Origin of the sequence: Bacillus sp. FSL R7-0672, from assembly GCF_038601465.1 — a bacterium.
Lineage (GTDB): Bacteria > Bacillota > Bacilli > Bacillales > Bacillaceae > Bacillus > Bacillus pumilus.
In genome coordinates, this window is the sequence record NZ_CP152010.1 from 1,106,057 (window position 1) to 1,131,462 (window position 25,406).

At 42.7% G+C, this 25,406-nt stretch carries 19 protein-coding genes and 1 riboswitch; of the genes, 14 read left to right on the top strand and 5 right to left on the bottom strand.

All coding sequences use genetic code 11. The features are described from left to right. The first annotated feature begins 110 nt into the window (after positions 1 to 110). From asnB to MKY18_RS05365, 4 genes are all read left to right on the top strand, one after another. Positions 111 to 1,952: an asparagine synthase (glutamine-hydrolyzing) gene (gene asnB, locus MKY18_RS05350; RefSeq protein ID WP_106067184.1), complete on the top strand. Its 1,842-nt coding sequence runs from the start codon at positions 111 to 113 to the stop codon at positions 1,950 to 1,952. Positions 1,953 to 2,100: 148 nt separating this feature from the next. Next, a complete protein-coding gene (crtI, locus tag MKY18_RS05355; protein WP_126741313.1) occupies positions 2,101 to 3,618 on the top strand; it encodes a phytoene desaturase family protein in 1,518 nt (505 codons plus the stop codon). Then, on the top strand, positions 3,615 to 5,090 hold the full coding sequence (crtI, locus tag MKY18_RS05360; protein ID WP_065098888.1) for a phytoene desaturase family protein: 1,476 nt from the start codon (positions 3,615 to 3,617) through the stop codon (positions 5,088 to 5,090). The genes crtI (MKY18_RS05355) and crtI (MKY18_RS05360) overlap by 4 nt, the downstream gene beginning before the upstream one ends. Beyond that, positions 5,083 to 5,922, top strand: a complete 840-nt coding sequence (locus MKY18_RS05365) for a phytoene/squalene synthase family protein (protein ID WP_065098887.1) — start codon at positions 5,083 to 5,085, stop codon at positions 5,920 to 5,922. The genes crtI (MKY18_RS05360) and MKY18_RS05365 overlap by 8 nt, the downstream gene beginning before the upstream one ends. A 25-nt stretch (positions 5,923 to 5,947) precedes the next feature. On the opposite strand, the gene MKY18_RS05370 is transcribed toward MKY18_RS05365, so the two are convergent. Next, positions 5,948 to 7,324, bottom strand: a complete 1,377-nt coding sequence (locus MKY18_RS05370; RefSeq protein WP_044139882.1) for an MATE family efflux transporter — start codon at positions 7,322 to 7,324, stop codon at positions 5,948 to 5,950. A gap of 112 nt (positions 7,325 to 7,436) precedes the next feature. On the opposite strand from MKY18_RS05370, the gene MKY18_RS05375 reads away from it, so the two are divergent. The 4 genes from MKY18_RS05375 to MKY18_RS05390 all read left to right on the top strand — a co-directional run bounded on the left by MKY18_RS05375 (position 7,437) and on the right by MKY18_RS05390 (position 9,505). Further along, positions 7,437 to 8,303 (top strand): AraC family transcriptional regulator, encoded by an 867-nt coding sequence (locus MKY18_RS05375; protein WP_342497767.1) that lies wholly within the window; start codon positions 7,437 to 7,439, stop codon positions 8,301 to 8,303. A gap of 14 nt (positions 8,304 to 8,317) precedes the next feature. Continuing rightward, positions 8,318 to 8,875 (top strand): GNAT family protein, encoded by a 558-nt coding sequence (locus MKY18_RS05380; RefSeq protein WP_106067187.1) that lies wholly within the window; start codon positions 8,318 to 8,320, stop codon positions 8,873 to 8,875. A gap of 66 nt (positions 8,876 to 8,941) precedes the next feature. Then, the gene (locus MKY18_RS05385) at positions 8,942 to 9,208 is read left to right on the top strand and encodes a hypothetical protein (protein ID WP_003212235.1); all 267 of its coding nucleotides are present in this window, start codon (positions 8,942 to 8,944) and stop codon (positions 9,206 to 9,208) included. A gap of 36 nt (positions 9,209 to 9,244) precedes the next feature. Continuing rightward, positions 9,245 to 9,505 carry a hypothetical protein gene (locus MKY18_RS05390; RefSeq protein WP_044139886.1) on the top strand — a complete coding sequence of 87 codons (261 nt, stop codon included), beginning with the start codon at positions 9,245 to 9,247 and terminating at the stop codon, positions 9,503 to 9,505. Here MKY18_RS05390 and MKY18_RS05395 read toward each other — a convergent pair. After that, entirely contained in the window at positions 9,500 to 10,036 is a 537-nt protein-coding gene (locus MKY18_RS05395) for a serine acetyltransferase (protein ID WP_065098884.1), read from the bottom strand. The two genes, MKY18_RS05390 and MKY18_RS05395, sit on opposite strands and share 6 nt — an antisense overlap. 386 nt (positions 10,037 to 10,422) lie before the next feature. On the opposite strand from MKY18_RS05395, the gene MKY18_RS05400 reads away from it, so the two are divergent. From MKY18_RS05400 to MKY18_RS05425, 6 genes are read left to right on the top strand one after another with little or no spacing between them, the layout of a single operon-like run. Next, positions 10,423 to 11,769, top strand: a complete 1,347-nt coding sequence (locus MKY18_RS05400) for an aspartate aminotransferase family protein (protein WP_065098883.1) — start codon at positions 10,423 to 10,425, stop codon at positions 11,767 to 11,769. Further along, entirely contained in the window at positions 11,756 to 13,252 is a 1,497-nt protein-coding gene (locus MKY18_RS05405; RefSeq protein ID WP_065098882.1) for an aspartate aminotransferase family protein, read from the top strand. The genes MKY18_RS05400 and MKY18_RS05405 overlap by 14 nt, the downstream gene beginning before the upstream one ends. Continuing rightward, positions 13,249 to 15,030 (top strand): IucA/IucC family protein, encoded by a 1,782-nt coding sequence (locus MKY18_RS05410; protein WP_065098881.1) that lies wholly within the window; start codon positions 13,249 to 13,251, stop codon positions 15,028 to 15,030. The genes MKY18_RS05405 and MKY18_RS05410 overlap by 4 nt, the downstream gene beginning before the upstream one ends. Beyond that, complete coding sequence (locus MKY18_RS05415) at positions 15,027 to 15,581, top strand: GNAT family N-acetyltransferase (protein WP_265208991.1); 555 nt, start codon at positions 15,027 to 15,029, stop codon at positions 15,579 to 15,581. Before MKY18_RS05410 ends, MKY18_RS05415 begins: the two co-directional genes overlap by 4 nt. Further along, on the top strand, positions 15,556 to 16,905 hold the full coding sequence (locus tag MKY18_RS05420; protein WP_111912262.1) for a lysine N(6)-hydroxylase/L-ornithine N(5)-oxygenase family protein: 1,350 nt from the start codon (positions 15,556 to 15,558) through the stop codon (positions 16,903 to 16,905). The genes MKY18_RS05415 and MKY18_RS05420 overlap by 26 nt, the downstream gene beginning before the upstream one ends. A gap of 13 nt (positions 16,906 to 16,918) precedes the next feature. Beyond that, entirely contained in the window at positions 16,919 to 18,733 is a 1,815-nt protein-coding gene (locus MKY18_RS05425) for an IucA/IucC family siderophore biosynthesis protein (protein ID WP_065098878.1), read from the top strand. Between the two features lie 184 nt (positions 18,734 to 18,917). Here MKY18_RS05425 and MKY18_RS05430 read toward each other — a convergent pair whose 3' ends face one another. The 3 genes from MKY18_RS05430 to MKY18_RS05440 form a co-directional block, all read right to left on the bottom strand. Further along, entirely contained in the window at positions 18,918 to 19,775 is an 858-nt protein-coding gene (locus MKY18_RS05430) for a GNAT family N-acetyltransferase (protein WP_342497768.1), read from the bottom strand. A 125-nt stretch (positions 19,776 to 19,900) separates the two neighbouring features. Next, complete coding sequence (gene metH / locus MKY18_RS05435) at positions 19,901 to 23,329, bottom strand: methionine synthase (RefSeq protein WP_342497769.1); 3,429 nt, start codon at positions 23,327 to 23,329, stop codon at positions 19,901 to 19,903. Then, positions 23,313 to 25,154 carry a bifunctional homocysteine S-methyltransferase/methylenetetrahydrofolate reductase gene (locus tag MKY18_RS05440; RefSeq protein ID WP_044139898.1) on the bottom strand — a complete coding sequence of 614 codons (1,842 nt, stop codon included), beginning with the start codon at positions 25,152 to 25,154 and terminating at the stop codon, positions 23,313 to 23,315. Before MKY18_RS05440 ends, metH begins: the two co-directional genes overlap by 17 nt. A 78-nt stretch (positions 25,155 to 25,232) precedes the next feature. Continuing rightward, a riboswitch (SAM riboswitch) is annotated at positions 25,233 to 25,351 on the bottom strand. Positions 25,352 to 25,406 lie beyond the last annotated feature (55 nt).

A 25,406-nucleotide genomic window follows, 5' to 3' on the forward strand; every position in this document is an offset into this window, starting at 1 on the left:
GTCCTATACGCCCGAGAAAAAAGGACAAATCAACTATCAAGGAGACGATGCATAAACTAAGAAAGGCTGAATGAGAACACTTGAGGAAAAACGGATGGGAGCTGATGATGATGTGTGGAATAACAGGCTGGGCAGACTTTAAAAAGCAGCTCATCCAACAGGACCATGTAATCAATCAAATGACAGATACATTATCTAAAAGAGGGCCAGACGATACAAATACGTGGAAAAGTGAGCACGTTCTATTTGGGCATAAAAGGTTAGCGGTTGTAGATGTAGAAGGCGGAAAACAGCCGATGACATATACACATCAAAACCATGCTTATACCGTTGTATACAATGGAGAGCTTTATAACACAGAGGATATAAGAAAAGAATTGTTAAAAAGAGGCCACCGTTTTCTAGGGCATTCTGATACAGAGGTACTTCTTCACGCCTACACAGAATGGAAGGAAGAGTGTGTGACCCATTTTAATGGTATTTTTGCATTTGTGATTTGGGATAGTGAGCGTGAATTATTATTTGCAGGGAGAGACCGGCTCGGCGTCAAGCCATTTTTCTATACAGAACGTCATCATTCCTTTTTATTTGGTTCAGAAATCAAGGCGCTTCTTGCTCACCCTGATATGAAAGCAAAAGTCGATCATGAGGGATTATCGGAGATTTTTGGTTTAGGACCGTCTAGAACACCAGGGCAAGGAGTGTTTAAAGGGGTAAAAGAGCTGAGACCTGCTCATGCCTTGACCTTTTCAAAAGACGGATTGCGTGTGTGGAGATACTGGAATGTCAAAAGCAAGGTGCATACGGACTCACTTGATGACACCGCACAGCACGTCAAGGATCTCTTTACAGATGCCGTCACAAGGCAGCTCGTCTCTGATGTGCCTGTTTGTACATTTTTATCGGGTGGCGTCGATTCGAGTGCCATTACCGCCATTGCCGCTAAGCACTTTGAGAAAATAGGGAAAGCACCGCTTCATACGTATTCCGTTGACTACGAAGGGAATGATCAATTCTTTGAAGCAAGTCAATTCCAGCCAAATGCGGACGGTCCATGGATTGACCACATGACCAAGGCGTTTCAAACGAATCATCACAGCTGCATCATTGGACAAAAGGAGCTGGCTGCTTATTTAAAGGAAGCGGTTGAGGTCCGAGACTTACCGGGTATGGCAGATATTGATTCTTCTTTGCTTTGGTTCTGTCGAGAAATTAAAAAGGACTTTGTTGTCGGTTTGTCAGGTGAATGTGCGGATGAAATTTTTGGAGGTTATCCTTGGTTCCATTCGGCAAATGAAACGAATGGTTTTCCTTGGATGAGATCGACGGAAGCTAGAACGCAGCTCTTACAAGACTCGTGGCAAAAGAAGCTGTCACTAAAAGAATATGCACAAAGCAAATATGAAGAAACCGTGGCTGAAACGCCTCTTTTAGATGGAGAAACTGGAGTAGATAAAGCCCGGAGAGAACTTTTTTACTTAAATATGGTCTGGTTTATGACAACGCTGCTAGATCGAAAAGACCGAATGAGTATGGGGGCGAGTCTTGAGGTACGTGTACCATTTGCGGACCATCGTCTTGTCGAATATGTATGGAATATTCCTTGGGAAATGAAAATGCATGGAAATCGTGAAAAAGGGGTTTTACGGAAAGCATTAGAGGGAATTTTACCGAATGAAGTGCTTTATCGCAAGAAGAGTCCTTACCCGAAAACACATCATCCAGCCTATACCCAGGCTGTGAAAGAGATGTTAACAGACTGCCTTGCGCAAAAAGATTCTGTCCTTCACGAATTTCTAGATCCACATCAATTAAAGCAGCTGATTGAAACGGAAGGAGCTTCCTTTCAAGTGCCTTGGTATGGCCAGCTCATGAAGGGCCCGCAATTAATCGCTCATCTGGCGCAAATTCATCATTGGTTTGAAACGTATCGAATTGATATAGAAGCGTAATAAAGGGTCGGCTTTCTTACATTTGTTGAAGGGAAGCCGGCTTTTTTTGATACATAACATGAGACGAATAGAGCACATCGAAAGTTGATCTAATCTTTCTAATTTATATAATTAACTTAAAGTGAATTAATTTGGAGGAAAAAGGATAATGAAAATCATTGTGATCGGAGCAGGACCAGGGGGACTTGCGGCAGCTATGATGCTTCAAAGCAAAGGACATGATGTTCATGTTTACGAAAAACAGCCCTTTGTTGGCGGACGTAACTCTAAGTTTCAACTTGGTGATTTCACGTTTGATACGGGTCCTACCTTTCTCAGCATGATTCATATTGCAGAGGAGCTGTTCACCTTTGCTGGTAAAAATCTTTATGACTATATTGATGTGATTGAATTAAAAGAAATGTATAGATTGATTTTCCAAGACGATCAGCTAGATATGATACGAGATCGTGATGAAATGTATAGACGGTTAGAAGCCTTTGCACCTGGAGAGGGCGAAGGGTATATACGATTTATGAACGATACGAAGCGCAAAATGGATCGGCTGACACCTATTTTACAAAGTAAAATGGATCGTTTTCATCATTATCTGCGTCCAAAGGTGCTCAAAGCACTTCCGCAGCTTTCATTGAATAAGAGTTTATATGATGTGCTGTCAGATTATTTCTCAAATGAATCAGTGAAATATGCGTTTACATTTCAATCAAAGTATTTAGGCATGTCACCGTGGGAGTGCCCTGGTGCTTTCTCCATTCTATCATTTATGGAGCATGACACAGGTGTGTTCCATCCGAAGGGCGGGGTCAATCAGCTGTCAGAAGCGATGGCAAAAGTGGCAATTGAAGCTGGAGCAACGATTCATTTGTCAGCCGGCGTCGAAAAACTGCTGACAGAAGGCAGGAAAGTAAAGGGCATTCGCTTAGAATCTGGGGAAGAAATACAGGCAGATGAGGTTGTCGTAAATGGAGATTTTGCACATGTGATGACAAAGCTTGTAGAGCCAGGACTTTTAAAGAAATATAGCGAGAAAAAATTAAAAAAGAAAAAATTCTCATGCTCCACCTTTATGCTTTATTTAGGATTAGATACCATATATAAGGAGCCGCATCATACCATCGTTTTTTCTGATGATTATGCGCAATTTGTCAAAGGCATTACGAAAACATATGAGCTGCCAGATGATCCATCTATTTATATTCAAAATGCTAGTGTCACAGATGACTCACTTGCGCCAAAAGGAAAGTCAGCTCTTTATGTATTGGCACCCGTTGCTAACAATCAAAGCGGCATTGACTGGGAAGCGCATCAAGATGAATTCAGAGAACTTGTACTGAATACACTGGAGCGAAAAACCGGTTTTAAGAATGTAAGGCAGCATATAGAAGTCGAGCGGATGATCACACCGAAGCAATGGGAGGAAGACCTTTACGTATACGAAGGAGCCACATTTAACCTTGGTCACCAGCTGACGCAGATGATGGTTCTAAGGCCGCACAATGAATTTGATGAATTGGATCATTGCTGGCTCGTAGGAGGTGGAACGCATCCAGGAAGCGGACTGCCGACCATTTTAGAATCAGCACGTATCACGACAAATGCGATTCTTTCAAAAGAGAAACATACGCACAAAACATTGCCGCAACAAGAAAAGGGGAGCGCCTCATGAAAAAACATATATTGATTGCAGGTGGCGGTATTGGCGGGATGATCTCAGCACTTTATTTAAAAAAAGCGGGACATGATGTCACGCTTGTCGAAAAAAATGAGCGACTTGGCGGAAGACTTGCTTTTGTACGTGAGAAAGGATATAAAGTAGATGAAGGTCCGACCATTGTCCTACTTCCAGATATGTTAAAAGGTATTTTACATGAGGTTGGAATTGACGAAGCATCTCTTGATCTTTTGCAGCTTGATCCGCTGTATACGATTCAATTTCAAGATGGTACCTCCTACACGAAGTACTCCGATGCACTTCGTCAGCTAGAGGAAATCAGACGTGTATTTCCAAAGGAAGATCAAGGATTCCTAAGGTTTATGGAAGAAATGACAGACCGGTTTCAAGAAGGACAACAAGCCTTTCTAGAGAAATCATTTCATGAAAAACGTACATTTTTTACAAAAGCAAACATGAAAATTTTAATGAAATTAAAGGCGTATCGCACGGTTCAAAGTGCCCTGAAAAAGTATTTCTCAGACGAACGCCTGCGAGATGCATATGCACTTCAAACCCTCTATGTCGGAGGAAATCCATATGAATCATCTGCTATATATTCGCTTGTTTCATATAGTGAGCACGCACATGGAATCTACTATTTAAAAGGCGGCTATGCGAGTTTAGTAGATATATTGGAGAGGGAGCTCATGAAAAAGGGTGTGCATGTGAGAAAAAATGCAGAAGTCACGGAGCTAGAGTTTGATGGGAAGCGCGTGGTTAAAGCAAAAGTCAGTGAAGCCCATATAGCAGCTGATGCTTTTGTCATCAACGGAGATTATCCAGCTGCGTTAAAACAGCTTGGTTTAGACGAACAAGATCGGCGTAAATACGTGCCGTCTTCTGGCTGTGTAATGGTGTATCTCGGGTTAAACAAAATGTACCATGATGCGCCTGTGCACCAATTCTTTATGGGCGAACACTTTGATCAGCATATGAAAGAGGTTTTTCAAACGAAGACGATCCCTCAAGACCCGTCGTTTTATACATTTAATCCATCGATTATTGATCCATCTCTTGCCCCGGAAGGCTGTAGTGTTTTATATATGCTGATTCCCGTTCCCTCAGGAGATCATATCAACTGGGAAGAGGAGACAGATTTTGTAGAGAAAATGGTCGATCGTCTTGAGAAAAGAGGCTTTCCAAGCTTGCGAGAGTCGATTGTCTGGAAAAAAATCAGAACACCAAATGATTCCTTGCGAGAAGGATTGTTTGAAGGTGGCAGCTTTGGACTTGCGCCTAACTTATTTCAATCAGGTGTGTTCCGCCCGCAAGTGAAGGCAGCTGAGACTGATAATCTTTATGCAGTAGGTGCTTCCATCCATCCTGGTGGCGGAGTGCCGATCGTGATGCAAAGTGCGAAGCTGATGGCCTCTGTGCTGTTAAAAGATTTGAATGACAGAAAGGAAGTGAAGCTAAGTGGTTGATGTACAAACAGCATTGAAATTATGTGAGGAGACGATTCAAACCCATTCTAAAACGTTTTACCGTGCCTTTTCCATGCTGCCTAAAAAGAAACGACAGGCCGTCTGGGCTGTGTATTCCTTTTGCCGGAAAGCAGATGATATTGTAGATGAGTCCCCCTCGCCAAAAGAGGAGCTTGCCTCCTTTCGAGAGACGTTTGATCGATTTTTACAAGGTGAGGTAGATCGGAATGATCCGATGTGGGTGGCGCTAGAACATACATTTCAAGAGTTCCGTATGGATGAAGCTCCGTTCCGTGACTTGCTCCAAGGTCAGGAGATGGATTTAGAGCAGCACCGCTATGAAACGTTAGATGAACTGCTCATTTATTCCTACCATGTTGCTAGTACCGTTGGACTTATGCTGCTTCCTATTATTGCACCGCGTAAAAAAGAACAGCTAAAAGAAGCAGCGATTTCATTAGGGATTGCCATGCAGCTGACCAATATTCTTCGTGACATCGGCGAAGATAAGGCTGAAAGAGACCGCATTTATTTGCCAAAGCAAGTCATGGATCAATTCGGATATACAGAGCAAGAATTGCAAGAAGGCATTGTCAATCAAGCATTTCAGCACGTATGGGAGTACATTGCCTTTGAGGCAGAGGCATACTACGAGGAGTTTTTTGACCATCTTCATGAATTCCCGCTTTATTCACGTATACCAGTGAAAGCAGCTGCTCACTTTTATAAAGCCATTTTAGATAAGACAAGAGAAAATGAATACCGCGTATTTACACAGCGATCATTTATTTCGAACCAAGAAAAAGCACTTATTTTAGAAAATATTACGTAAAAAAGGACTGCACCCGCAGTCCTTTTTATGTGGAAGAAAAGCGATATTCCGTCCAAACCCTTGAACGCCACCGCCTATACATAAAGATGCCTCTTACCCATTCATCCACGATAAAAGAAATCCAAATCCCAATGAGGCCCATCTCAAGCTGGATGCCTAACAAGTAAGCGATTGGAAGCCCAATACCCCACATTGAAATCATCGCCATATACACTGGAAACTTCGCGTCGCCAGCAGCCCGCAAGGAATTAATAATGACCATATTAAAAGAACGGCCCGGTTCCAAAATAATGGTCAAAAGGAGGAGGGTGGCGGCGGTTTGAATGATCTCGCTGTTGCTAGTAAAGAAAGCAAGCAAATGCGTCGATGATAAAGATAAAGCAATAGAAGAAAGAAGGGAGATGCCAATGGCCCAGTATAAGCTTTTCATGCATCTGTGATAGGCAGCATCGAATTCCTTCGCCCCAATATGGCGCCCGATTAAAATTTGTGTCCCTTGGCTAATGGCTGCACCAAATAGCATAATGAACATCATGACATTTTGAGTATAAACCTTTGCAGCTAATGCCTGCGTCCCCATAAATGTAATAAACAGTGTAATGATCATTTGAGAGCCGTTATAAGAAAGCTGCTCTCCAGCAGAAGGAATGCCGATTTTCAGCAACTTTTTTAAATATGTCCGCTGGATGTGAAACATCTTCTTTAGTGAAAAGCGTAATCCAATTCGGCGGCGTACAATGAGGATCATGGCCATTAAACCGATCAATCGAGCGAGTGAGGTTGAAAAAGCGACCCCCATGACACCTAATACAGGGAAGCCAAACGGACCAAAAATCACCAAATAGTTACCGGCAACGTTTAACAAGTTCATTCCGATGGTGACATACATCGTATCTCTTGTATATCCGTAGCTTTTTAAAATAGCACTATACGTCATAATGAGCGCTTGAATAAAAGACAGCAGCCCGACAATTTGTAAAAATACAGTCGCATCCGGCATGAGCTCACTTGATAGGCCCATCAGGTGTAAAATGGGAACAGCTAATACAAACATGAGAAGACTAATGACAAAGCTAATCAAAAAATTGGTTCCTAGTGAGACATAGGCGACTTGAGTCGCTTCCTGCCTGCGGCTCGCTCCTAAAAGCTGTGCAATCACAATCGTCGTTCCAGTTGTAATGAAGCTGAACATGACAATCAATAAATTCAGGAGCTGATTGCTTACACCAACTGCGGCAACACTATTATCGGAATATTGGCTGAGCATGAGGGTATCCGCGCTTCCCATCAGCATATATAAAGAGATTTCAATAAAAATAGGCCAAGTTAATGCAAATAATGAAGGATGGGTTTTCTTATCCTTGGCTTGAATCTTTTGAATTGGCAGTGCTTGAGGTTTCATCATAAGCCTCCTTTCGTATAAATCCGATTTATAGTGTACCTTGCATCGACTATAATAAGAAGAGATGAAACCGAAACTTATTGGAGAAATCCGACTTCATAAGGGGATGAATATGAATCGATTTATTACATTTACTGTACCGCCGTTCCCGGTTTATATCGTTTCAGGCAAAGGCGTATTTTATCAAGGAGAAAGACATATCTCTAGAACCTTCACCGTGTTTGATCTTCTTTATGTCACAAGAGGGCAGCTATGGATCATAGAAGACAGAGAGGCTCATCACGTAAAAGAAGGAGAATATATCATTCTCTCACCTGGCTTGTCGCATGGCGGACACCTGCCATGCGAAGAAGAAACGCACTATGAGTGGCTGCATTTCTCAATTGACCCATATGAGCTCACGAATCGGCCGAGAGAACATTGGTTTGATATGAAACAAAATCAAGCCACCTTTGAAAAACCGGCAACATATGAATTTAGCCTGCCCCGTAAAGGAAAAGTGAAAGGAAGAAATGTATTAGAAAAGCACCTTGCACAGATGCGGGCACTAAATGATGATGCATCTGAACTGCCAATGAAAAAACAGCTTCAGTTTGAAGAACTGCTCATTCATTTACAAAAAGAAGCATTTCACATTCCAAGTGCAAAGGAGAATGTCGCCTCAGAAGTGGTTCATTTTCTTGAGCGTCACTTTATGAAGAAACTGCAAATGGAGGAGCTTGCAGAGAAGCTGCACTATCACCCTGATTACATGACAAGGTGTATGCAGACTGTCTATGGACTGACGCCAAACCAATATATCAATCGTCTCAAGGTCGAAAAAGCCAAAAGCATGCTTGCCTCAACGAATGATAAAATCGCAGCGATTGCTGAACAGATAGGCATTGACGACCCTACTTATTTTTCTAAGCTGTTTCGGCAAAACGAAGGCATGACGCCTATCGAGTACCGTCATCTCGCAAAAAGAACGACAAAGTAAAGGAACGTGAAATGATGAAAGGGAAAAAAGAGCATGTGAGCATACGTCCATTAGACGAAACTGATCTAGAGGTCGTGTGGCATTTAAAGTTTAAAGCATCAGACCAGTCCTATCGAAAGTGGAATGCACCTTATTTTCATGAACACGAGATCCCGCTTGCTGCATTTAAGAAACGATATGTACAGGATGACGCCATTCCGCCAAAGCTATATGGCATTGTCATAGGTGGCGAATTGAAAGGCACCGTTTCTTATTATTGGGAGAATGAACGAACGCGCTGGCTTGAATGCGGGATTCTTATTTATGACTCACGTTTTTGGAATGGAGGAGTTGGAACAAAGGCCTTAAATCTATGGATAAATGAGTTATTTTCACACATTGATATCCCGCGAATCGGTCTCACCACCTGGTCTGGGAATGAACGAATGATGCGGTGCGCAGAGAAATGCGGGTTTACCCTTGAGGGAAGACTGAGAAAGGTCCGTTACTACCAAGGAGAGTATTATGATTCTATGCGTTACGGGATGCTGAGAGAGGAATGGCAAAGCCTTCTGCAACATTCAACTGAATAATTCCTTTTCTTTTTAGTAAAAAAGTAGCGGGATTGAATAAACTAAAAAAGAAGGGGGGCGAATGAGTTGCGCTGGATTACCGGATGGTTTGTGTCGATTATAGTGGCCGTTTACCTATTTGTAGATGCGCCTAAACATGGGAAAAATAAATGGCTGTGGGCGATTTTAGGCCTTTTATTCGGGCTCTTTACATTTGGAATATACCTGATCAAAACAGGAAGAAAAGGATTGGGCTGGACGGTTCTGATCGTGTCCATTATCATCTATTCTATTTTCATTCTAGTCTATGTCTTTTACTTCTTATTGCTGATGATCGGATACTCAAACGCATAATAGAAAGCACGTGTGTACATAAGGGGGAGTTTGATCTTGAGAATCACGGGTTTATTCGTTTCACTTGCTGTTGCCATTTATTTATGGTTTGATGCGCCAAAGCATGATAAAGACAAATGGCTGTGGGCCATTTTAGGTGTCTTATTTAGTACGATCGTTCTCGGTATTTATTTGATCAAGACAGAGAGGAAGGGACTTGGCTGGACCATTCTTATTTTAACGATTTTGTTTTACCTCATGCTGCTCATCTCTGTTTTGATCGGTATCATTCTTTTTTATCAGGTGGGTCCTTCATGAAGAAGGGCTTTTTTCTTTTACCTTTTGCGCAGGCACACCTGCAATAACAATCTTCTCCTCGTGAAAAGAACGGTTTACCACAGCATTTGCTCCGATGGAAATATGATTTGCAATATGGATATCCCCAAACAGCTTAGCACCTGGGCCGATCCATACATGATTCCCAATGGTTGGCACATCCTTTTTATGATGATTCTGACCAATATTCACCCCTTGATGAATATCACAAAATGCCCCAATTTTTGCATACTTGTTCACAATTAAGAGCCCCGTATGATTGATTCTAAGACCGGGACCGAAGACACCAATCGGGATATCAAAGCCAAACTGCATGCCTTTCTTTTTATGTAAATAGCGATAAAACCATTTGCGAAGTGCAGCACCGCTATTAGAATAGTATTCATATTTTCGTAAAATCCTTTGATATTTCCATATATCATCCCCAAACCACTTAGGTCGTTTGCGCTTAATGGCTAATGCTTTCTTGTCCTGAGCTAAGTAGTGGTGAAGATCATGCTTTGTTAAAATCATCAGATCCCTCTCCAATCCCTTTTGTTTCAGAGAAATTATACCATTATAACCATTTATATCAATATAGAATGACGTTTCTTTCTTTCTTTTTCTACATCATTTTCATCCAGTTTCCTATATAAAATGAGAGTTTCATCATGATTAGAGCAAAAGAACTAGGAATAATGATTTGTAATTTTTTTCTACATCATTCCGTCTCATCCGTTTTATGTCTTTATGGCAGTAGAGGTTTGTAAAGATTACACGAAAATACTCGCTAAAAAGAGAATATAGCATTCATATGCTTTTCGAATCATCTTTTTGAATACAATTGACTTTCATATCTCACATCCTCTAGGCTAGTAAATGAAAATGATAATCTTTATCAATTGGAGGAGTGTTTTATTATGTCCATCAAAACCGTTTCTAAAAATCAGCAATTTTTAGAGCAGCAAAGTCAAAGAGAATCGAATGCAAGGTCTTACCCGAGACGGTTCCCATTAGCCATGCAAAAAGCCGAGGGTATGATCGTGACAGATGCGGATGGCAGAGAGTTTTATGACTGCCTGGCAGGCGCAGGAACACTTGCACTTGGTCACAATCACCCAGTTGTTATAGAAGCTATTGAACGTATGCTTCATGAAAAAAGACCGTTGCATACGCTGGACATAACCTCAGAAATTAAAGAAGAATTTGTGAATGAAATTTTTTCACACTTGCCAGAAGAGTTTGCAAAAAGAGCCAAAATTCAATTTTGTGGGCCAACTGGTGGTGACGCCATAGAAGCAGCAATTAAATTAGTCAAAACAGCGACAGGGAATCGAAGCATTCTAACATTCCATGGTGCGTATCACGGTGCGACACATGCCACGATGTCATTAAGCGGGAATTTATCTCCGAAGGAAAGAGTGCAAGGGTTAATACCTGATGTTCATTTTATGCCTTACCCATATGAATATCGCTGCCCATTTGGAATTGGTGGGAAGGATTCGCACCGCATCTCAAGTTCGTATATTGAGCGCGTATTAAATGATCCTGAAAGTGGTATTCTTCCGCCAGCAGGTATGATCTTTGAAGCAGTGCAGGGCGAGGGAGGCTCCATTCCAGCATCGATTGAATGGATGAAAGAAATGAGAAGAATCACAAAAGAAAAAGGGATCCCACTCATTATTGATGAGGTTCAATCAGGCATTGGCCGAACAGGTAAGATGTTCGCCTTTGAACATGCAGGAATTGTACCTGACGTTATTGTGCTGTCAAAAGCCATTGGTGGAAGCCTGCCGCTTTCAGTTGTGATTTATGATCAAGATTTAGATCAATGGAATCCAGGTGCACACATCGGGACATTTAGAGGGAATCAAATGGCGATGGCTGCAGGAACCGCTACGCTTAAATTTATCAAAGAAACCAACCTGCTTGATCATGTAGAACGGTTAGGAGATCGTATGCAGGCTCATCTAAAAGACATCCAAAAACAAGTCCCTGCTCTCGGTGATGTTCGAGGGAGAGGTTTAATGATTGGCGTTGAAGTAGTCAATCCAAATGAGAAACAGGATGTGGATGGAAGCTATCCAGCGAATCCAGAGCTGGCCAGTCTTATTCAAAAGAATTGCTTTGATAAAGGATTAATTGTGGAGACAGGAGGCCGTTTCGGAAGTGTCATTCGATTTCTGCCACCACTCATTATGACAGAAGAACAGCTTGAAAAAGTCATCGCTATTTTTAAAGAGGCCGTGTACGATGCCATCAACTAAAGCTTCTGTGGATTCATTATTTATCAATCAAAGCCAGCTTGGAAGAGAGTCCTTCCAAGCGGCTCTTCATACATCTATCGACAGCTTACTGGATCAATGGCAAAAAGACACAGGCCCCTACAGTGGAATATTGCCTGGGAAATTAGCGGCTAGTGTCGAATCACTATTCCGATTTCAACCGTTTGGTGAATGCATTGAATCCGTCTTTCAAGATATAAAAGAACATCTTTTGCCGCATTTGATTGATGTATCGCATCCTAAATGCTTGGCACATCTGCATTGTCCACCGCTCATTCCTGCACTTGCCGCAGAGGTGATGGTAAGTTCCTTTAACCAATCAATGGATTCTTTTGATCAAAGCGGTATTGCTTCTTTGGTTGAGGAAGAAATTCTCAAGTGGCTATGTGCGAAGTTTTCTTATGGCGGCCTAGCAGATGGGACTTTTACAAGCGGTGGAACCCAATCTAACTATATGGGGCTGCTTCTGGCGAGAGATGCCTTTTGTGAAAACACATGGCAGTGGAATGTTCAGCAGAAAGGCTTGCCAAGTGAATCTCACCGCATGAGAATCCTTTGCTCGAAGAATGCTCACTTTACTGTGAAAAAATCTGCCTCCCAGTTAGGTTTAGGAGAGCAGGCAGTCGTACTAGTCGAGACAGATGAGCATCATCGAATGGACCTCAATGATTTGAAAAAGAAGCTGGCTGAGTTGAGGGAGCAGAACTTGCTGCCTTTTGCGGTAGTAGCAACTTGCGGGACAACGGATTTTGGCAGTATTGACCCAGTTCGAGAGGTATATGACCTCGTCAAGCCATACGGTCTGTGGATTCACGCGGATGCTGCCTACGGCGGAGCACTTGTATTAAGCGAAACCTATCGTAAGAAATTAGACGGTATTGAGCTTGCAGATTCGATCACGATCGACTTTCATAAACAATTTTATCAGCCGATCTCCTGCGGGGCATTTTTGCTAAAGGATAAAAGGCATTTTGGTTTGATTGATTATCATGCAGATTATCTCAATCCAAAGGAAGATGAGCTGGAAGGAATTCTACATCTCGTTAATAAATCTGTCCAAACAACACGCCGATTTGACGCGCTGAAATTACTTCTATCACTTCGTCTTATTGGAGAAGAAGGGTTTGGCGATATCATAGACCATACGATCCATTTTGCAAAGGATGTGGCCGCGCTTATTGAGAAAAATGATGACCTTGAAATGATCAATCCTGAGCCAGAAATCAATGCAGTTGTGTTCCGATTTAAGGATGACCACCAAACAGATGATGTCAATAAAATCATTCATCGCACATTATTCCAAACAGGAACTGCTGTCGTTGCAAAAACAGTAGTGGATGGTCAAACCTGCTTAAAATTCACTTTGTTAAATCCGAGAACGACAATCACACATATTGAGGAAATCCTTTCTGACATCGTTGATATCGGGATCGCTCATATTCAATCCGGGAGGGTACTACGTTGAGTCAATATAAACAAATGGCTGAAAATGCAACCATGCAAAGCTTTTTAAACTGTTTTTTACGCGAAACAGGAATCGATCGATCTGCAAAAAAAGAGACGAGAGCAGATGGCTCGCTTGTCTTCATCGCAAAACTAGCAAAGCAAGACCTAGAGCTTGTGATTCCGATCCGATATGTTTCATCTGTTGGCCGCCATCTCTTTGATTTTCCGATTCGCTTTCGCCCGCAAGGCAGTGAACAAGAGGGCGCAATCGTCGATTACACGACACTTGTTGCTTTATGTTCAAAGGAGCTTCTCATTGAATATGGCCGTACAGATGCAGAGGATGAATTCATGCTTCGCATCATTTTAAGCTGCCGAAATATTGAACGGTTCTTAAAGGAGCGAGAAAGTGATCGAGCCGCTCTTTCTGAAGCCGATTTTGAGTATATCGAGGCTGAGCAGTCACTTCTCCTTGGTCATTTAACGCATCCTACCCCAAAAAGCAGACAAGGAATGACAGAGGAGGAGGAAGCGATCTATTCTCCTGAGCTGAAAGGGACTTTTCAGCTTCATTACTTTAAAGCGCATCATTCGATTGTGCTTCAGGATTCGTCAATTACACAGTCTGCGGCAAGCCTCATGCTAGAGGAGCTCTTGCGCCAGGTACCAGCAGAAAAAGAGAGACTGAATACGTTAGTAGAAAACGGAGAATATGTGCTCATTCCGATTCACCCGCTTCAAGTGAAGGTGGTCATGGAGAAAGCGTTCGTGAACCGTTATATAGAGGAAGGGAAACTCACTTATTTAGGACCGATGGGTTCTGAATACACAGCGACTTCATCTTTCAGAACCGTCTATCAAAAGGATTCTGCTTACATGCTCAAATTCTCTGTTCCTGTGAAAATTACAAACTCCTTACGTGTCAATAAACAAAAGGAACTGGATCGCGGAGTAGAGATGTCGCGCATTTTAAAAACAGAATTAGGCGTTTCTCTATACGACGAATTCTCTGGATTCCGGGTCATTGAAGATCCTGCCTATTTATCCATTCAAGGAGAAGAGGCGGAATCTGGCTTTGAAGTAGTCATTCGTCAAAATCCATTTTTACATCGTGAAAAAGGGGCAAGCTTAATTGCTGGATTATGTCAGGATCATGCGTATGGTGGCAAATCGCGATTAGCAGGGATCATCCATGACCTTGCAGACGCAGAAGGCCGATCACCAGAGGCTGTAAGCCAAGATTGGTTTAAGCAATATTTAACCATTTCGTTAGAACCGATGCTCTGGCTGTTTGAAACGTATGGTCTTGCACTGGAAGCCCATCAGCAAAACGCTGTTGTGCAAATGAAGGGTGGTTACCCGCACACCTTCTATTATCGTGACAACCAAGGCTACTACTATAGTGAATCGAAAAAGGATAAACTCGCAAATCTTGTCCAAAACCTGAGCGTGAGAAGTGAAACGATTTGTGCAGATGAGGTAGCCGTTGAGAGACTGCGTTATTATTTCTTCTTTAATCATTTATTTGGTCTCATTAACGGTTTTGGTACAGAAGGTCTGGCGAAAGAAGAAGACTTGCTCGCGCTCGTGAGAGACACATTGCTTGCTCATGAGGAAACTTACGGGGCATCTGAGCTGACAAACAGCCTTCTGCGCTCAAAAGAACTGCCTTCAAAAGCGAATTTGCTGACACGGTTTGAAGATATGGATGAACTGACAGGATCTCTGGAAACACAGTCTCGTTACACAGCTGTCTTGAATCCGCTCTTTTTACATAAGGAGGCGCTGATTGGATGAGGGATCGTATTAAGTTTATTCGCGCTGAATATGAAAGAGATGTCCGGCTTGTCCACAAGTGGATGCAAGAGGAGTATGTTCACCCATTTTGGCATTTGAATATTCCGTTTCCTGCTTTTGAAAAGCATTTTTATCAGGCGATTCATGATCCGCATCAAACCCTATATTTAGGCACAATTGATGGGACGCCCATGAGTTATTTTGAGGCATATAACGTCAAAGGTGACATCATTGAATCTTACTATCAGCCTTCTTCGCATGATCAAGGAATCCATCTATTAATAGGGGAGCCGGATTATGTGGGAAAAGGTTTTGCGACCCCGCTACTTCTGGCCATGACAGCATTTCAATTTGAGCAGAACAAACGAACAGAAAAAGTCGTCGCTGAGCCGGATATTCGCAATGAAAAAATGATTCATGTATTTGAAAAATGCGGCTTTGAACGTGTAAAACCAGTCAATTTACCGGATAAAACAGGTCTTTTAATGTTTTGTGATCGAGAACGATTCGAAAGGAAGTATAACCATGACGTGGTTCAACAAGCAAAATAATGTAGTGGATGTAATAGGAATTGGCATTGGCCCGTTTAACTTAGGACTTGCCGCATTATCTGAAGAGGTAAATGAAATTGACGCTTTGTTTTTTGAAAGAAGTGAAGCCTTTCATTGGCACCCAGGGATGCTCATTGAGGGGACGACACTGCAGGTTCCCTTTTTAGCGGACCTTGTCAGTATGGCAGATGTGAAAAGTAAATATAGCTTTCTCAACTATTTACAGGAACAAAACCGTTTGTATTCATTTTACTTTCTAGAGGATTTTCATATCCCTCGCAAGGAATATAGTCATTATTGCCGTTGGGTCGCAGACCAGTTAGACTCTTGCCGATTTGGCATGAACGTCGAATCTGTCTCATTGATCGAGAAAGCAGGAGAAAAGCGATATGAAGTGCATGTGCGTCATGTGAAAGACCAAACGGTAGAGGTGTTTGAAAGTAAGCATCTCGTCTTAGGAATTGGTACACAGCCGGCGATACCAGCATCGCTCCAGCCAGCTTTAGGAGAGAAAGTTTTTCATTCTGCCGACTATTTAAAACGAAAGAAAGAAGGCTGTTTCAAAGGGAAATCTGTGACAGTGATCGGCTCTGGTCAAAGTGCGGCAGAAGTGTTCTATGATATTTTATCAGATGATGAGGCGAAGGATATTCACTGGTTCACACGCTCTAAAGGATTTTTCCCAATGGAATATTCAAACCTTGGTCTTGAATATTTCTCTCCAGATTATATTGATTTCTTTTATGAGCTTCCGCAAACAAAAAAGGATGCGTTGTTAAAGCAGCAAGACTTGCTGTATAAGGGCATCAGCTCTGCAATGATCCGTGATATTTATCATTTGCTTTATGAACGTTCTGCCTGCGGAGAGCAGTTGAACACAGTGCTTCAAGCGATGACAGAGGTCAACTTGATTGAGGAAACAGCTTGCGGCTTGTCCCTTTCATGCACGCAATGGGTCAAAGAGGATACCTTTACCCACGAGACAGATATTGTCGTGCTGGCGACGGGCTATCAATCCGTACTGCCGCCGTTTATCAACCCAATTTCTCATCACATTCAATGGGATGATCAAGGACGGTTCCAAGTCGAACGTGAATATCGCTTGAAAACAAATACAATGGGTGAAAATGATATTTTTGTCCAAAATGCAGAGCTTCATACACATGGCGTTGGCGCTCCGGATTTAGGTCTTGGCGCTTATCGAAACAGTGTGATTATCAATGAACTTGCTCGTCAAACCGTGTATCCACTTTATCAAAAGCACGTCTTCCAGACATTTGGTACACAAAAGCACGTCAATACATTCGAAGAAATCAAAGGTTAAGGAGGATGAAGCGATGAGTGTACAAGATGAATTGAAAAAAGCGGTGAATCCTGCTGCTTGGAAAAAGGCAAACCAGCGAATGGTGGCAAAAATGCTGTCTGAATACATGTATGAGGATATGCTTCATCCCGTGCAGCTAGATCATAAGGATGGCATTGCTCAGTATGAATTAATCATTCACGAACATAAGAAATATCGCTATCTTGCAAAACCTCGTTTGTTTGATAGTTTTGATACAATCGCTGAATCAATCGAGTGCTGTCAAGACGGAAAATGGTCAAAGGATGTCAGTGCAATTGTGTTTTTACTAGACATTCAGCCGCTCATTCCAATGTCTTCTGAGACAACAGGACACCTAATAAAAGAGCTTCATCACACCCTGTTAGCAGATGTACATTTGCTGTCGAAAAAAGCACTTCGTGCGGATGAACTGACAGATACTGATTATGCATGGATTGAAGGAGAAATGACAGGTCATCCTTGGATTGTGTATAACAAAGGACGCATTGGGTTCAGTTACGATGACTACCTAGCCTATGCACCTGAAAGGCAAGAAAGTGTGCAGCTGTCTTGGATTGCTGTTCACCGGGACCTTGCCACATTCCATGCAGTCGATCATGAAAACTATGAGCAGGTAATTGCCAAAGAGTTAGATGAAGTCACGATTCGTCAATTTCACCGCGTGCTAAAGGATGAAGGATTGAATACAGCTGATTATTATTTGATGCCTGTTCATAAATGGCAGTGGACACATATGATTATTCAACATTTCCCAGAAGATTTGGCGTTGCGCCGGATTGTGTATGTAGGAGAGGGACTGGATCAATATATCCCGCAGCAGTCGATCAGAACCTTTACGAACATCTCAAATAAAGGCAAGCATCATATTAAACTGCCAATGAGCATTTTAAATACACTTGTGTACCGAGGACTTCCGTCAGAACGGACAGTCATTGCCCCTCGCATTACAGCGCATATTAAAGGGATCGCGGATCAAGATTCATTTTTATCTGATGTCTGCCGCGTGATATTACCTGGTGAGAATGCAAGTATCAATGTCGATCATCCTTACTATAGCAAACTGCCTGGTGCCCCGTATCAATATCTTGAAATGCTCGGTGTCATTTTTAGAGAAAGCATTTACTCGTACTTAGATGAAGGAGAGAATCCTGTTACACTTGCGGCACTCACTTATGAGGATCATGAAGGTGAGCCCTATGTGAAACAGCTGATTGAAAAATCAGGTCTCTCAGCAAAAGAGTGGATGGCGAAATTTTTCCATGTGGTGATGCCGCCGCTATTGCACTTTATGTATCAATACGGCACCGTCTTTTCACCGCACGGACAAAATACGATTCTTGTGTTAAAAGATCATCAGCCTCATCGTTTGGCGATCAAAGATTTTGTTGACGATGTGAACATTAGTGATCAGCCGCTGCCTGAATTGGCCTCACTAGGAGAAGATTTGAAAGAAGTGCTGCGGAGTGAGCCGCCGGAAGGGTTAGTGCAGTTTATCTTTACAGGATTGTTTATTTGTAACCTGCGTTACGTATCAAATGTGTTAGACAATCATCAACTGTTAGATGAAACAGCGCTTTGGCGCTTGCTTGCTGAAGAAATTCAGCAGTATCAAAAGCAATTCCCACAGCTGAAGGACCGTTTTGACCTATTTGATCTATTCCAGCCGAAGCTGACAAAATTGTGCTTAAATCGTAATCGAATGATTGATTATGGGTATGGAGATGGAGATGACCGCCCACATGCATCAGAGCATGGAAAGGTCACAAATGCACTCGCGCATGTTCTTTCGTCCGTCGGCGAGAAATAATAGAAAAGCTGTAGACAAACCCTCGCATTCGTTGTCAGGTCTGCGCGCTGGTGCTCACCCTTCCTAGACTTCAAAGGTTTTCTATCACGCTGAAAAGAAGACAAAGTGCTAAAATAAACATCATTTTAGCACTTTGTCAACAATCTAAAGCTGTAGACATTAAGTGTCTACAGCTTTTTATATTTTACGAAAATGCTTGAGAGGCAAGGAAATAAAGAAGTGCGGGATCGTTCAGCTTTTCTTTTCCACGAATCATCATAAAATGCGCCTTGTTTGTTTTCGTAAAACCTGCTTCAACAAGTGATTCATGGAGGCGCTCAGCTGTTTCCTCCTGCATATCTAAACGAATCGGACCCGAATAAGACGAAATGAGAGAACGGATCAGCGAGAGAGCTGTAAGTTCATCATTTGCAGCAAGCGGTCCAATCATTAAATTGGCAGGTGTTTCAACACCAAACGCAAAGCCAGTTGTTTCGTGACGTTCATTCTTTGCAATGATACGCCGTGCTGCTCGGTTCATCCGGTTTTTTAAAAAGCTTGATCGATTTGTGCCTGCTCCTTTTTCATCTAGTGCTTCAATACACGGAAGGTGCGATTCATCGGCAGGAGACAGGTGGATGTCATCTGACACACGAAGCGCTTCTGGGTTTGGGTTTTGCGTTTTGTAAGTCGTAATGTAGCCAACCGTGTGAAACCCGATTTTTTCGTAAACTGGCCGCCCTTGGACAGTAGCGGTTAAAACGACAGGAACGCTTTGATCACATTGATCTAGCAGGGTGTCAATCATTTTCCTTGCAAGACCTAAGCCGCGATGTGTCTCAGATACAATGACAGCACCAATTGACGCCATTCGATCATATTGGAAAAGTCCTGCGCATGAGATGACTTGTCCATCCGCTGTTGAAAAACCTGTGAAATATCCATTTGTTAAAAGAGATGAGAGCTCTTCCGCATTGTAATCAGGCCAGTCTACCTCTTGAGACAATGCGATAAGATCTGGTATGTCATCGAGTGTTAATGCTCGTTGAACAACGTTTGTCATGACACGCAACTCCTTCTTAGCTGAATTCATCTATGTGTATCGTACCATAAGAAGATATAGTGTAAAAATTGAAGTTTATCTAATTTTCCCAGCAAAAAAGAACCTCCAGTTTCGGAGGTTCTGCATTAATGAACATTAAAATATCGAGCTTCAGGATGAGAAACGACGATCGCTGAAACAGATGCTTCAGGTTCCATCATAAATCCTTCTGTTAGATGGATGCCGATTTTTTCAGGCTGAAGCAGCTTGAACAGCTTTTCTTGGTCTTCAAGATTTGGACAAGCGGGATAACCAAAGGAATAGCGCTGCCCTTGATAATTCGCTTGGAATCGTTTTTCCATTGTGAAATCGACTGGGTCAGGGAAGCCCCATTTGTCACGAATCACTTGGTGGGTTCTTTCGGCTAATCCTTCTGCAAGCTCAAGTGCTAGAGCTTGAACTGCATGCATTTTTAAATAATCTCCTTCTTGCTTAAATTGCTGCGCGACTTCACGTATACGCGCACCAGCTGTAACGGCAAATAAAGCAATATAATCTTTCTCCTTTTCACCGCTTCCCCGCACATAATCAGAAATGGAGCGGTACGGAAGCTTCTCCTGTCTTGGAAATTGGAATGTTTCAATGATACGGTTAGGCACTTCGGGATCATAAATATGCAGATCATTTCCGTTTGAACTAGCAGGATAAAATTGATAGACAAACGCTGGGGCAAACCAGTTTTTTTCTCTACCTTCGTTTAGAAGATCTGTGACAAGCTGCTTTAATTCCAATGCTTTTGGATGCTGTTCGGCCAACAGCTTTTTGACCTTTCCTTTTAATCCAAGGTGGTGGCCGATGAGCATTTGTTCATTCACATAAGGCATAATGTGGTGCAGGTCGATATTCCTTACATAATGACGTGCCGTATTTTCCGGCGTGAAAATAGGTGCCTCAGGGAGTGCCACACGTTTTTCTAGTAATTCAATGACAGCTTGTGGCTGCTTTGTTTCTTTCTCTTTGACAGGTGCCACAGACTCTTCATCGGGCTTTATTTGAAACTGAAAAGGATTTGCTTTTAACTCATTGGCTAAAGATAAGCCGTCCATCGCATCTTTTGCGTAAAGGACCGGTCCGTCATAATGAGGCGAAATCTTCATTTTCGTAAATTTACGAGAAAGTGCAGCGCCGCCGACCAAAATGGGCACGGAAATATTCGCTTTTTGTAAATCCTGAGCGGTGAGTACCATTTGCTGGGCTGACTTCACAAGTAATCCTGATAATCCAATCATATCGGGCTTTTCCTTTTGCACAGCTTCGATCAATGTTTGTGGTGTCACCTTAATCCCGAGGTCGACCACGTGAAAGCCGTTATTGCTCAAAATGATGTCGACAAGGTTTTTCCCAATATCATGGACATCTCCTTTTACAGTGGCAAGTAGAATCTTACCTTTCCCGCTTGCATGCTGCTTTTCCATATATTGCTCGAGATACGATACAGATGCCTTCATGACCTCTGCCGATTGAAGTACTTCCGCCACAATCAGTTCGTTTTGATTGAAAAGACGTCCAACCTCAGCCATTCCCTGCATTAACGGACCATTGATGATATGAAGTGGTGATTCAAATTGCTCTAGAGCAAGGGATAAATCATCGATAAGACCTTCTTTTGTTCCTTCGACGACGTAGAGTGCTAGCCTTTCATCAAGTGATAAGGAGACCTTTGGTTTTTTCACCGTTTTCTTTTTGCCGCGGTAAAATTGGGTGAATTCAGCAAGGGTTTGATCATTTGTTTCATAGAGCAACGTTTCGGCGAGCTTGATTTCTTCCTTTGGAATAGAAGCGAAGCGTTCAAGTTTTTCTGTATTCACAATGGCGTAGTCAAGTCCTGCTTGGACGCAGTGATACAAGTAGACGGCATTCAAGATTTCTCTCCCAAGAGGCGGGAGTCCAAAAGACACGTTGCTGATGCCTAAAATCGTCAAGCACTCAGGCAGGTTTTCCTTGATCATCTTGATGCCTTTGATCGTTTCTTCGGCAGCGCCAATATACTGCTCGTCTCCAGTGCCTACTGGAAAGACAAGTGGATCAAAAATGATGTCACTTGCGGGAATGCCATATTTCTTCGTTAATAGATCATGAGAGCGTACCGCAATCTCCAGCTTTCGTTCTGCTGTTACGGCCATCCCTGTTTCATCGATCGTGCCGACAACAAGTGCACCGCCGTACAGCTTCACAAGTGGAAGAATTTCTTCGAAGCGTTCTTCGCCATCCTCAAGGTTAATGGAATTGATGATGGCTTTCCCTTGGGAATATGTGAGCGCCTTTTCGATCACGAGTTTATCCGTTGAATCAATGACAAAAGGGGCTTTGACTTTTTTCATAGCCTCTTGTAAAAAGCCTTCCATGTCAGCCGCCTCCTCGCGGTCTGGATCAGCGAGACACACATCAATCACGTGAGCGCCGTTTTTTACCTGTGCACGAGCAATTTCTGATGCTTCTTCAAACTTTTGTTCCGCAATGAGTCGTTTGAATTTGCGTGAACCAATCACGTTGGTCCGTTCTCCTACAAAAAGAGGGCGCATTGATTCCTCATATATCAGGGGCTCAATTCCTGATACGGTATGCTGAGACGATTCATGCACAATGTGACGTGGCTGAATCATTCGTACTTCATCTGACAATGCCTGTATATGTGCAGGTGTTGTTCCGCAGCAACCGCCAACAATATTTAACCAGCCTTCCTTGGCAAAGGCGGAAATTTTTTTAGCAAGTGAAGCAGGGGATTCATGATATTGACCTTCTTCATCTGGTAGACCAGCATTTGGATAGCAGCTAACCGCTGACTTGGCGATGGAGGAGAGCGTGCGGATATGGTCTGTCATAAATTCAGGACCCGTCGCACAGTTCAGGCCGACACTCATTGGTTTCATATGCTCAAGAGAGATATAAAAGGCTTCAATATCCTGACCAGCGAGGGTAGTGCCCATCGGTTCAATCGTACCTGATACCATAAGAGGCAACTCAATACCTGTCTGCTGGAAGGCTTCCTGAATGCCTTTGAAACCAGCTTTTACATTCAGCATGTCTTGACTTGTTTCTAAAAGAAGGGCATCACATTTGCCATCAATCAAGGCGCGGGCCTGCTCTTCATAGTTTCTGACGAGCTCATCGAAGGTTGTGCCGCCTGTCACAGATAATGTTTTCGTAGTGGGACCCATCGCGCCTACAACAAATCGGGGCTGCTCCGGCGTGGAGAAACGGTCAGCTTCGTCCTTTGCCAGCTGGGCAGCCCGTATATTGAGTTCATAGGCAAGGTGGCCAAGCCCGTATTCGTCAAGGACGAGCTTTGTAGCCCCGAACGTATTTGTTTCAATGAGGTCAGCGCTTGCCTCAAGGTATTCTCTATGAATCGCGCGGATGGTGTGAGGGGCTGTCACATTCAAATACTCGTTACAGCCCTCATACTCTTCTCCGCCAAAGTCTTCTGCTGTGAGATTGGCATTTTGAATCATGGTCCCCATTGCACCATCAAGGACGAGGATGCGTTTCTTAAGCTGTTCAGTGATAGTTGACATGGGTGTTTGACTCCTTTTCTTTCTGATGAATGTAGGTGGTTAGTTCTGCTGTTAAGTCTGATCGAAGGAAAGGAGTAATTAAATAAATGCCGTTAAACAATTCGCAGGCTGTATCTAATAAAGAGCGGGCAATCGCTAAGCCTTCTGCTCGCTGCTTCTCTTTATCCTCACCAGCCTTGGCCATAATGTCACGAATGGAATCAGATAATTTGATGCCTGGAATTTCATGGTGAATAAACTCCGCATTTCGGCTGCTTGTTAATGGCATAATGCCAATATAAATCGGTTTATCTAAATGACGGCTCTCCTCATGAATTTTCACAAGCTGTTCCTCAGAATAAACAGGCTGTGAAATAAAATAATCAGCACCGTATTCAATTTTTTTCTCAAGACGTTTGACCGCTTTATCAATGTGACGAACATTCGGATTAAACGCGCCAGCTACTGAAAAATTGGTCTTTTTGCCAAGGGGCTTCCCTGAGAAAGAAAGGCCTTCGTTAAACTGCTTAATCAGCCGAATCAAATCAAAGGAGGTTAAATCATACACAGACGTTGCCCCTGGGAAATCTCCAATCTTAGAAGGGTCGCCTGTAATGGCTAAAATATCAGTTAAACCAAGGGTGTCAAGACCCATCAAATGGGATTGAAGCCCAATCAAATTACGATCACGGCATGTGATATGGACGAGTGAACGCATATCAAGCTGCTGTTTCAATAAAGCGCCGCAAGCCACATTGCTAATGCGCGGAGTCGCAAGAGAATTATCAGCCAATGTCAAGGCATCAATACCTGCATTCTTTAATTCATTTGCTGCGACGAGGAATTTTTCGAAGTTCAGCTTCTTCGGCGGATCAAGCTCTACAATAATCGTCCGTTTTTTCGTAGCGAGCTCATCAAGACCTGGTTCAGTCCGCTGATCTTGAATCGAAATGATTTCTTCTTTTAATACTTTTACTTCTTTTTCAGTGATCGGGGCTAAATCCTTGACCGCTTCAGCCATTGCGTGAATATGCTGAGGCGTTGTTCCGCAGCACCCGCCGATAATACGTGCGCCTTGATTTCTAAATTCAAGTGCACTTTTTCGAAAATAATCGTTATCTGTATCATAGACGAGTCTGCCTTCTTCAAGAGAGGGAAGACTGCTGTTAGGATAGACTGATAAGTGGGAATTTTCTAAAATTGGAACGCCTTCGAGTGCCTGAATCATATGATAAGGGCCCAGCCGGCAGTTGATGCCAACGACGTCTGCGCCAAGAGAGGACAATTCAGATAAACCATCCTTGAGCGGTGTTCCATCCTGCAACACACCTTGTTCATGCATGGAGACGTTCATGACAATCGGGAGAGTCGTTTCTTTTCGTGCAATTTGGAGAACGGCCTTCGCTTCTTCCATGTCATAATACGTTTCTAGCAATAATCCATCGGGCTGCTCATTTAATAGAATGTATAGCTGTTCCCTAAAGCTTCGTTTAATTTCTTCAATCGTATAGGCATTTTTGTTAAACGTTCGAATGCCGCCGATCGTTCCAAGGACATAAGCAGAGCCTGCGGCTGCTTTTGCGATTTGTACCGCCTTTGTATTGATACGCTTTGTTTCTTCCTCTAAGCCGTAGCGGGATAGTTTAATATAATTTGCGCCATACGTATTTGTTTGAATGATGTCCGCACCAGCCTGCACATATGCTTCGTGCACGCGCCTTACTTCATCTTCTTTCGATAAATTTAATTCTTCAAAGCAGCGGTCAATGCCGTAAGAGTATAAAAGTGTTCCCATTGCACCGTCAGCAATCAGTACGCGGTTTTGTAAGTCTTGTAATAGGCCCATTGGTTTCCTCCTTATTTTTATGTAACAAAAAAAGCCTTCTGATAAGAAGAAGACTTTTTGGCTGTATCGTAATTCTTCTTCTTATCTTCCAAGCAGTTGCTTGCTGGATTTAGCACCTTGGTCATAGAAAATATATTTCTACTACACCGGTTGCTGAGGCTTCACAGGGCCAGTCCCTCTGCCTCTCTTAATAAGAAAGCGATATGAACTTGTCAATAAATTGAACTTCCATCCACTGTATCGAAAAAATCG

What these genes read in the sequence shown, in the direction of transcription:
- asnB (WP_106067184.1), top strand. Translation starts at nt 111, where the DNA reads ATGTGTGGAATAACAGGCTGGGCAGACTTTAAAAAGCAGCTCATCCAA.
- crtI (WP_126741313.1), top strand. Translation starts at nt 2,101, where the DNA reads ATGAAAATCATTGTGATCGGAGCAGGACCAGGGGGACTTGCGGCAGCT.
- crtI (WP_065098888.1), top strand. Translation starts at nt 3,615, where the DNA reads ATGAAAAAACATATATTGATTGCAGGTGGCGGTATTGGCGGGATGATC.
- MKY18_RS05370 (WP_044139882.1), bottom strand. Translation starts at nt 7,324, where the DNA reads ATGAAACCTCAAGCACTGCCAATTCAAAAGATTCAAGCCAAGGATAAG.
- MKY18_RS05375 (WP_342497767.1), top strand. Translation starts at nt 7,437, where the DNA reads ATGAATCGATTTATTACATTTACTGTACCGCCGTTCCCGGTTTATATC.
- MKY18_RS05380 (WP_106067187.1), top strand. Translation starts at nt 8,318, where the DNA reads ATGAAAGGGAAAAAAGAGCATGTGAGCATACGTCCATTAGACGAAACT.
- MKY18_RS05395 (WP_065098884.1), bottom strand. Translation starts at nt 10,036, where the DNA reads ATGATTTTAACAAAGCATGATCTTCACCACTACTTAGCTCAGGACAAG.
- MKY18_RS05400 (WP_065098883.1), top strand. Translation starts at nt 10,423, where the DNA reads ATGTCCATCAAAACCGTTTCTAAAAATCAGCAATTTTTAGAGCAGCAA.
- MKY18_RS05405 (WP_065098882.1), top strand. Translation starts at nt 11,756, where the DNA reads ATGCCATCAACTAAAGCTTCTGTGGATTCATTATTTATCAATCAAAGC.
- MKY18_RS05415 (WP_265208991.1), top strand. Translation starts at nt 15,027, where the DNA reads ATGAGGGATCGTATTAAGTTTATTCGCGCTGAATATGAAAGAGATGTC.
- MKY18_RS05420 (WP_111912262.1), top strand. Translation starts at nt 15,556, where the DNA reads ATGACGTGGTTCAACAAGCAAAATAATGTAGTGGATGTAATAGGAATT.
- MKY18_RS05425 (WP_065098878.1), top strand. Translation starts at nt 16,919, where the DNA reads ATGAGTGTACAAGATGAATTGAAAAAAGCGGTGAATCCTGCTGCTTGG.
- MKY18_RS05430 (WP_342497768.1), bottom strand. Translation starts at nt 19,775, where the DNA reads ATGACAAACGTTGTTCAACGAGCATTAACACTCGATGACATACCAGAT.
- metH (WP_342497769.1), bottom strand. Translation starts at nt 23,329, where the DNA reads ATGTCAACTATCACTGAACAGCTTAAGAAACGCATCCTCGTCCTTGAT.
- MKY18_RS05440 (WP_044139898.1), bottom strand. Translation starts at nt 25,154, where the DNA reads ATGGGCCTATTACAAGACTTACAAAACCGCGTACTGATTGCTGACGGT.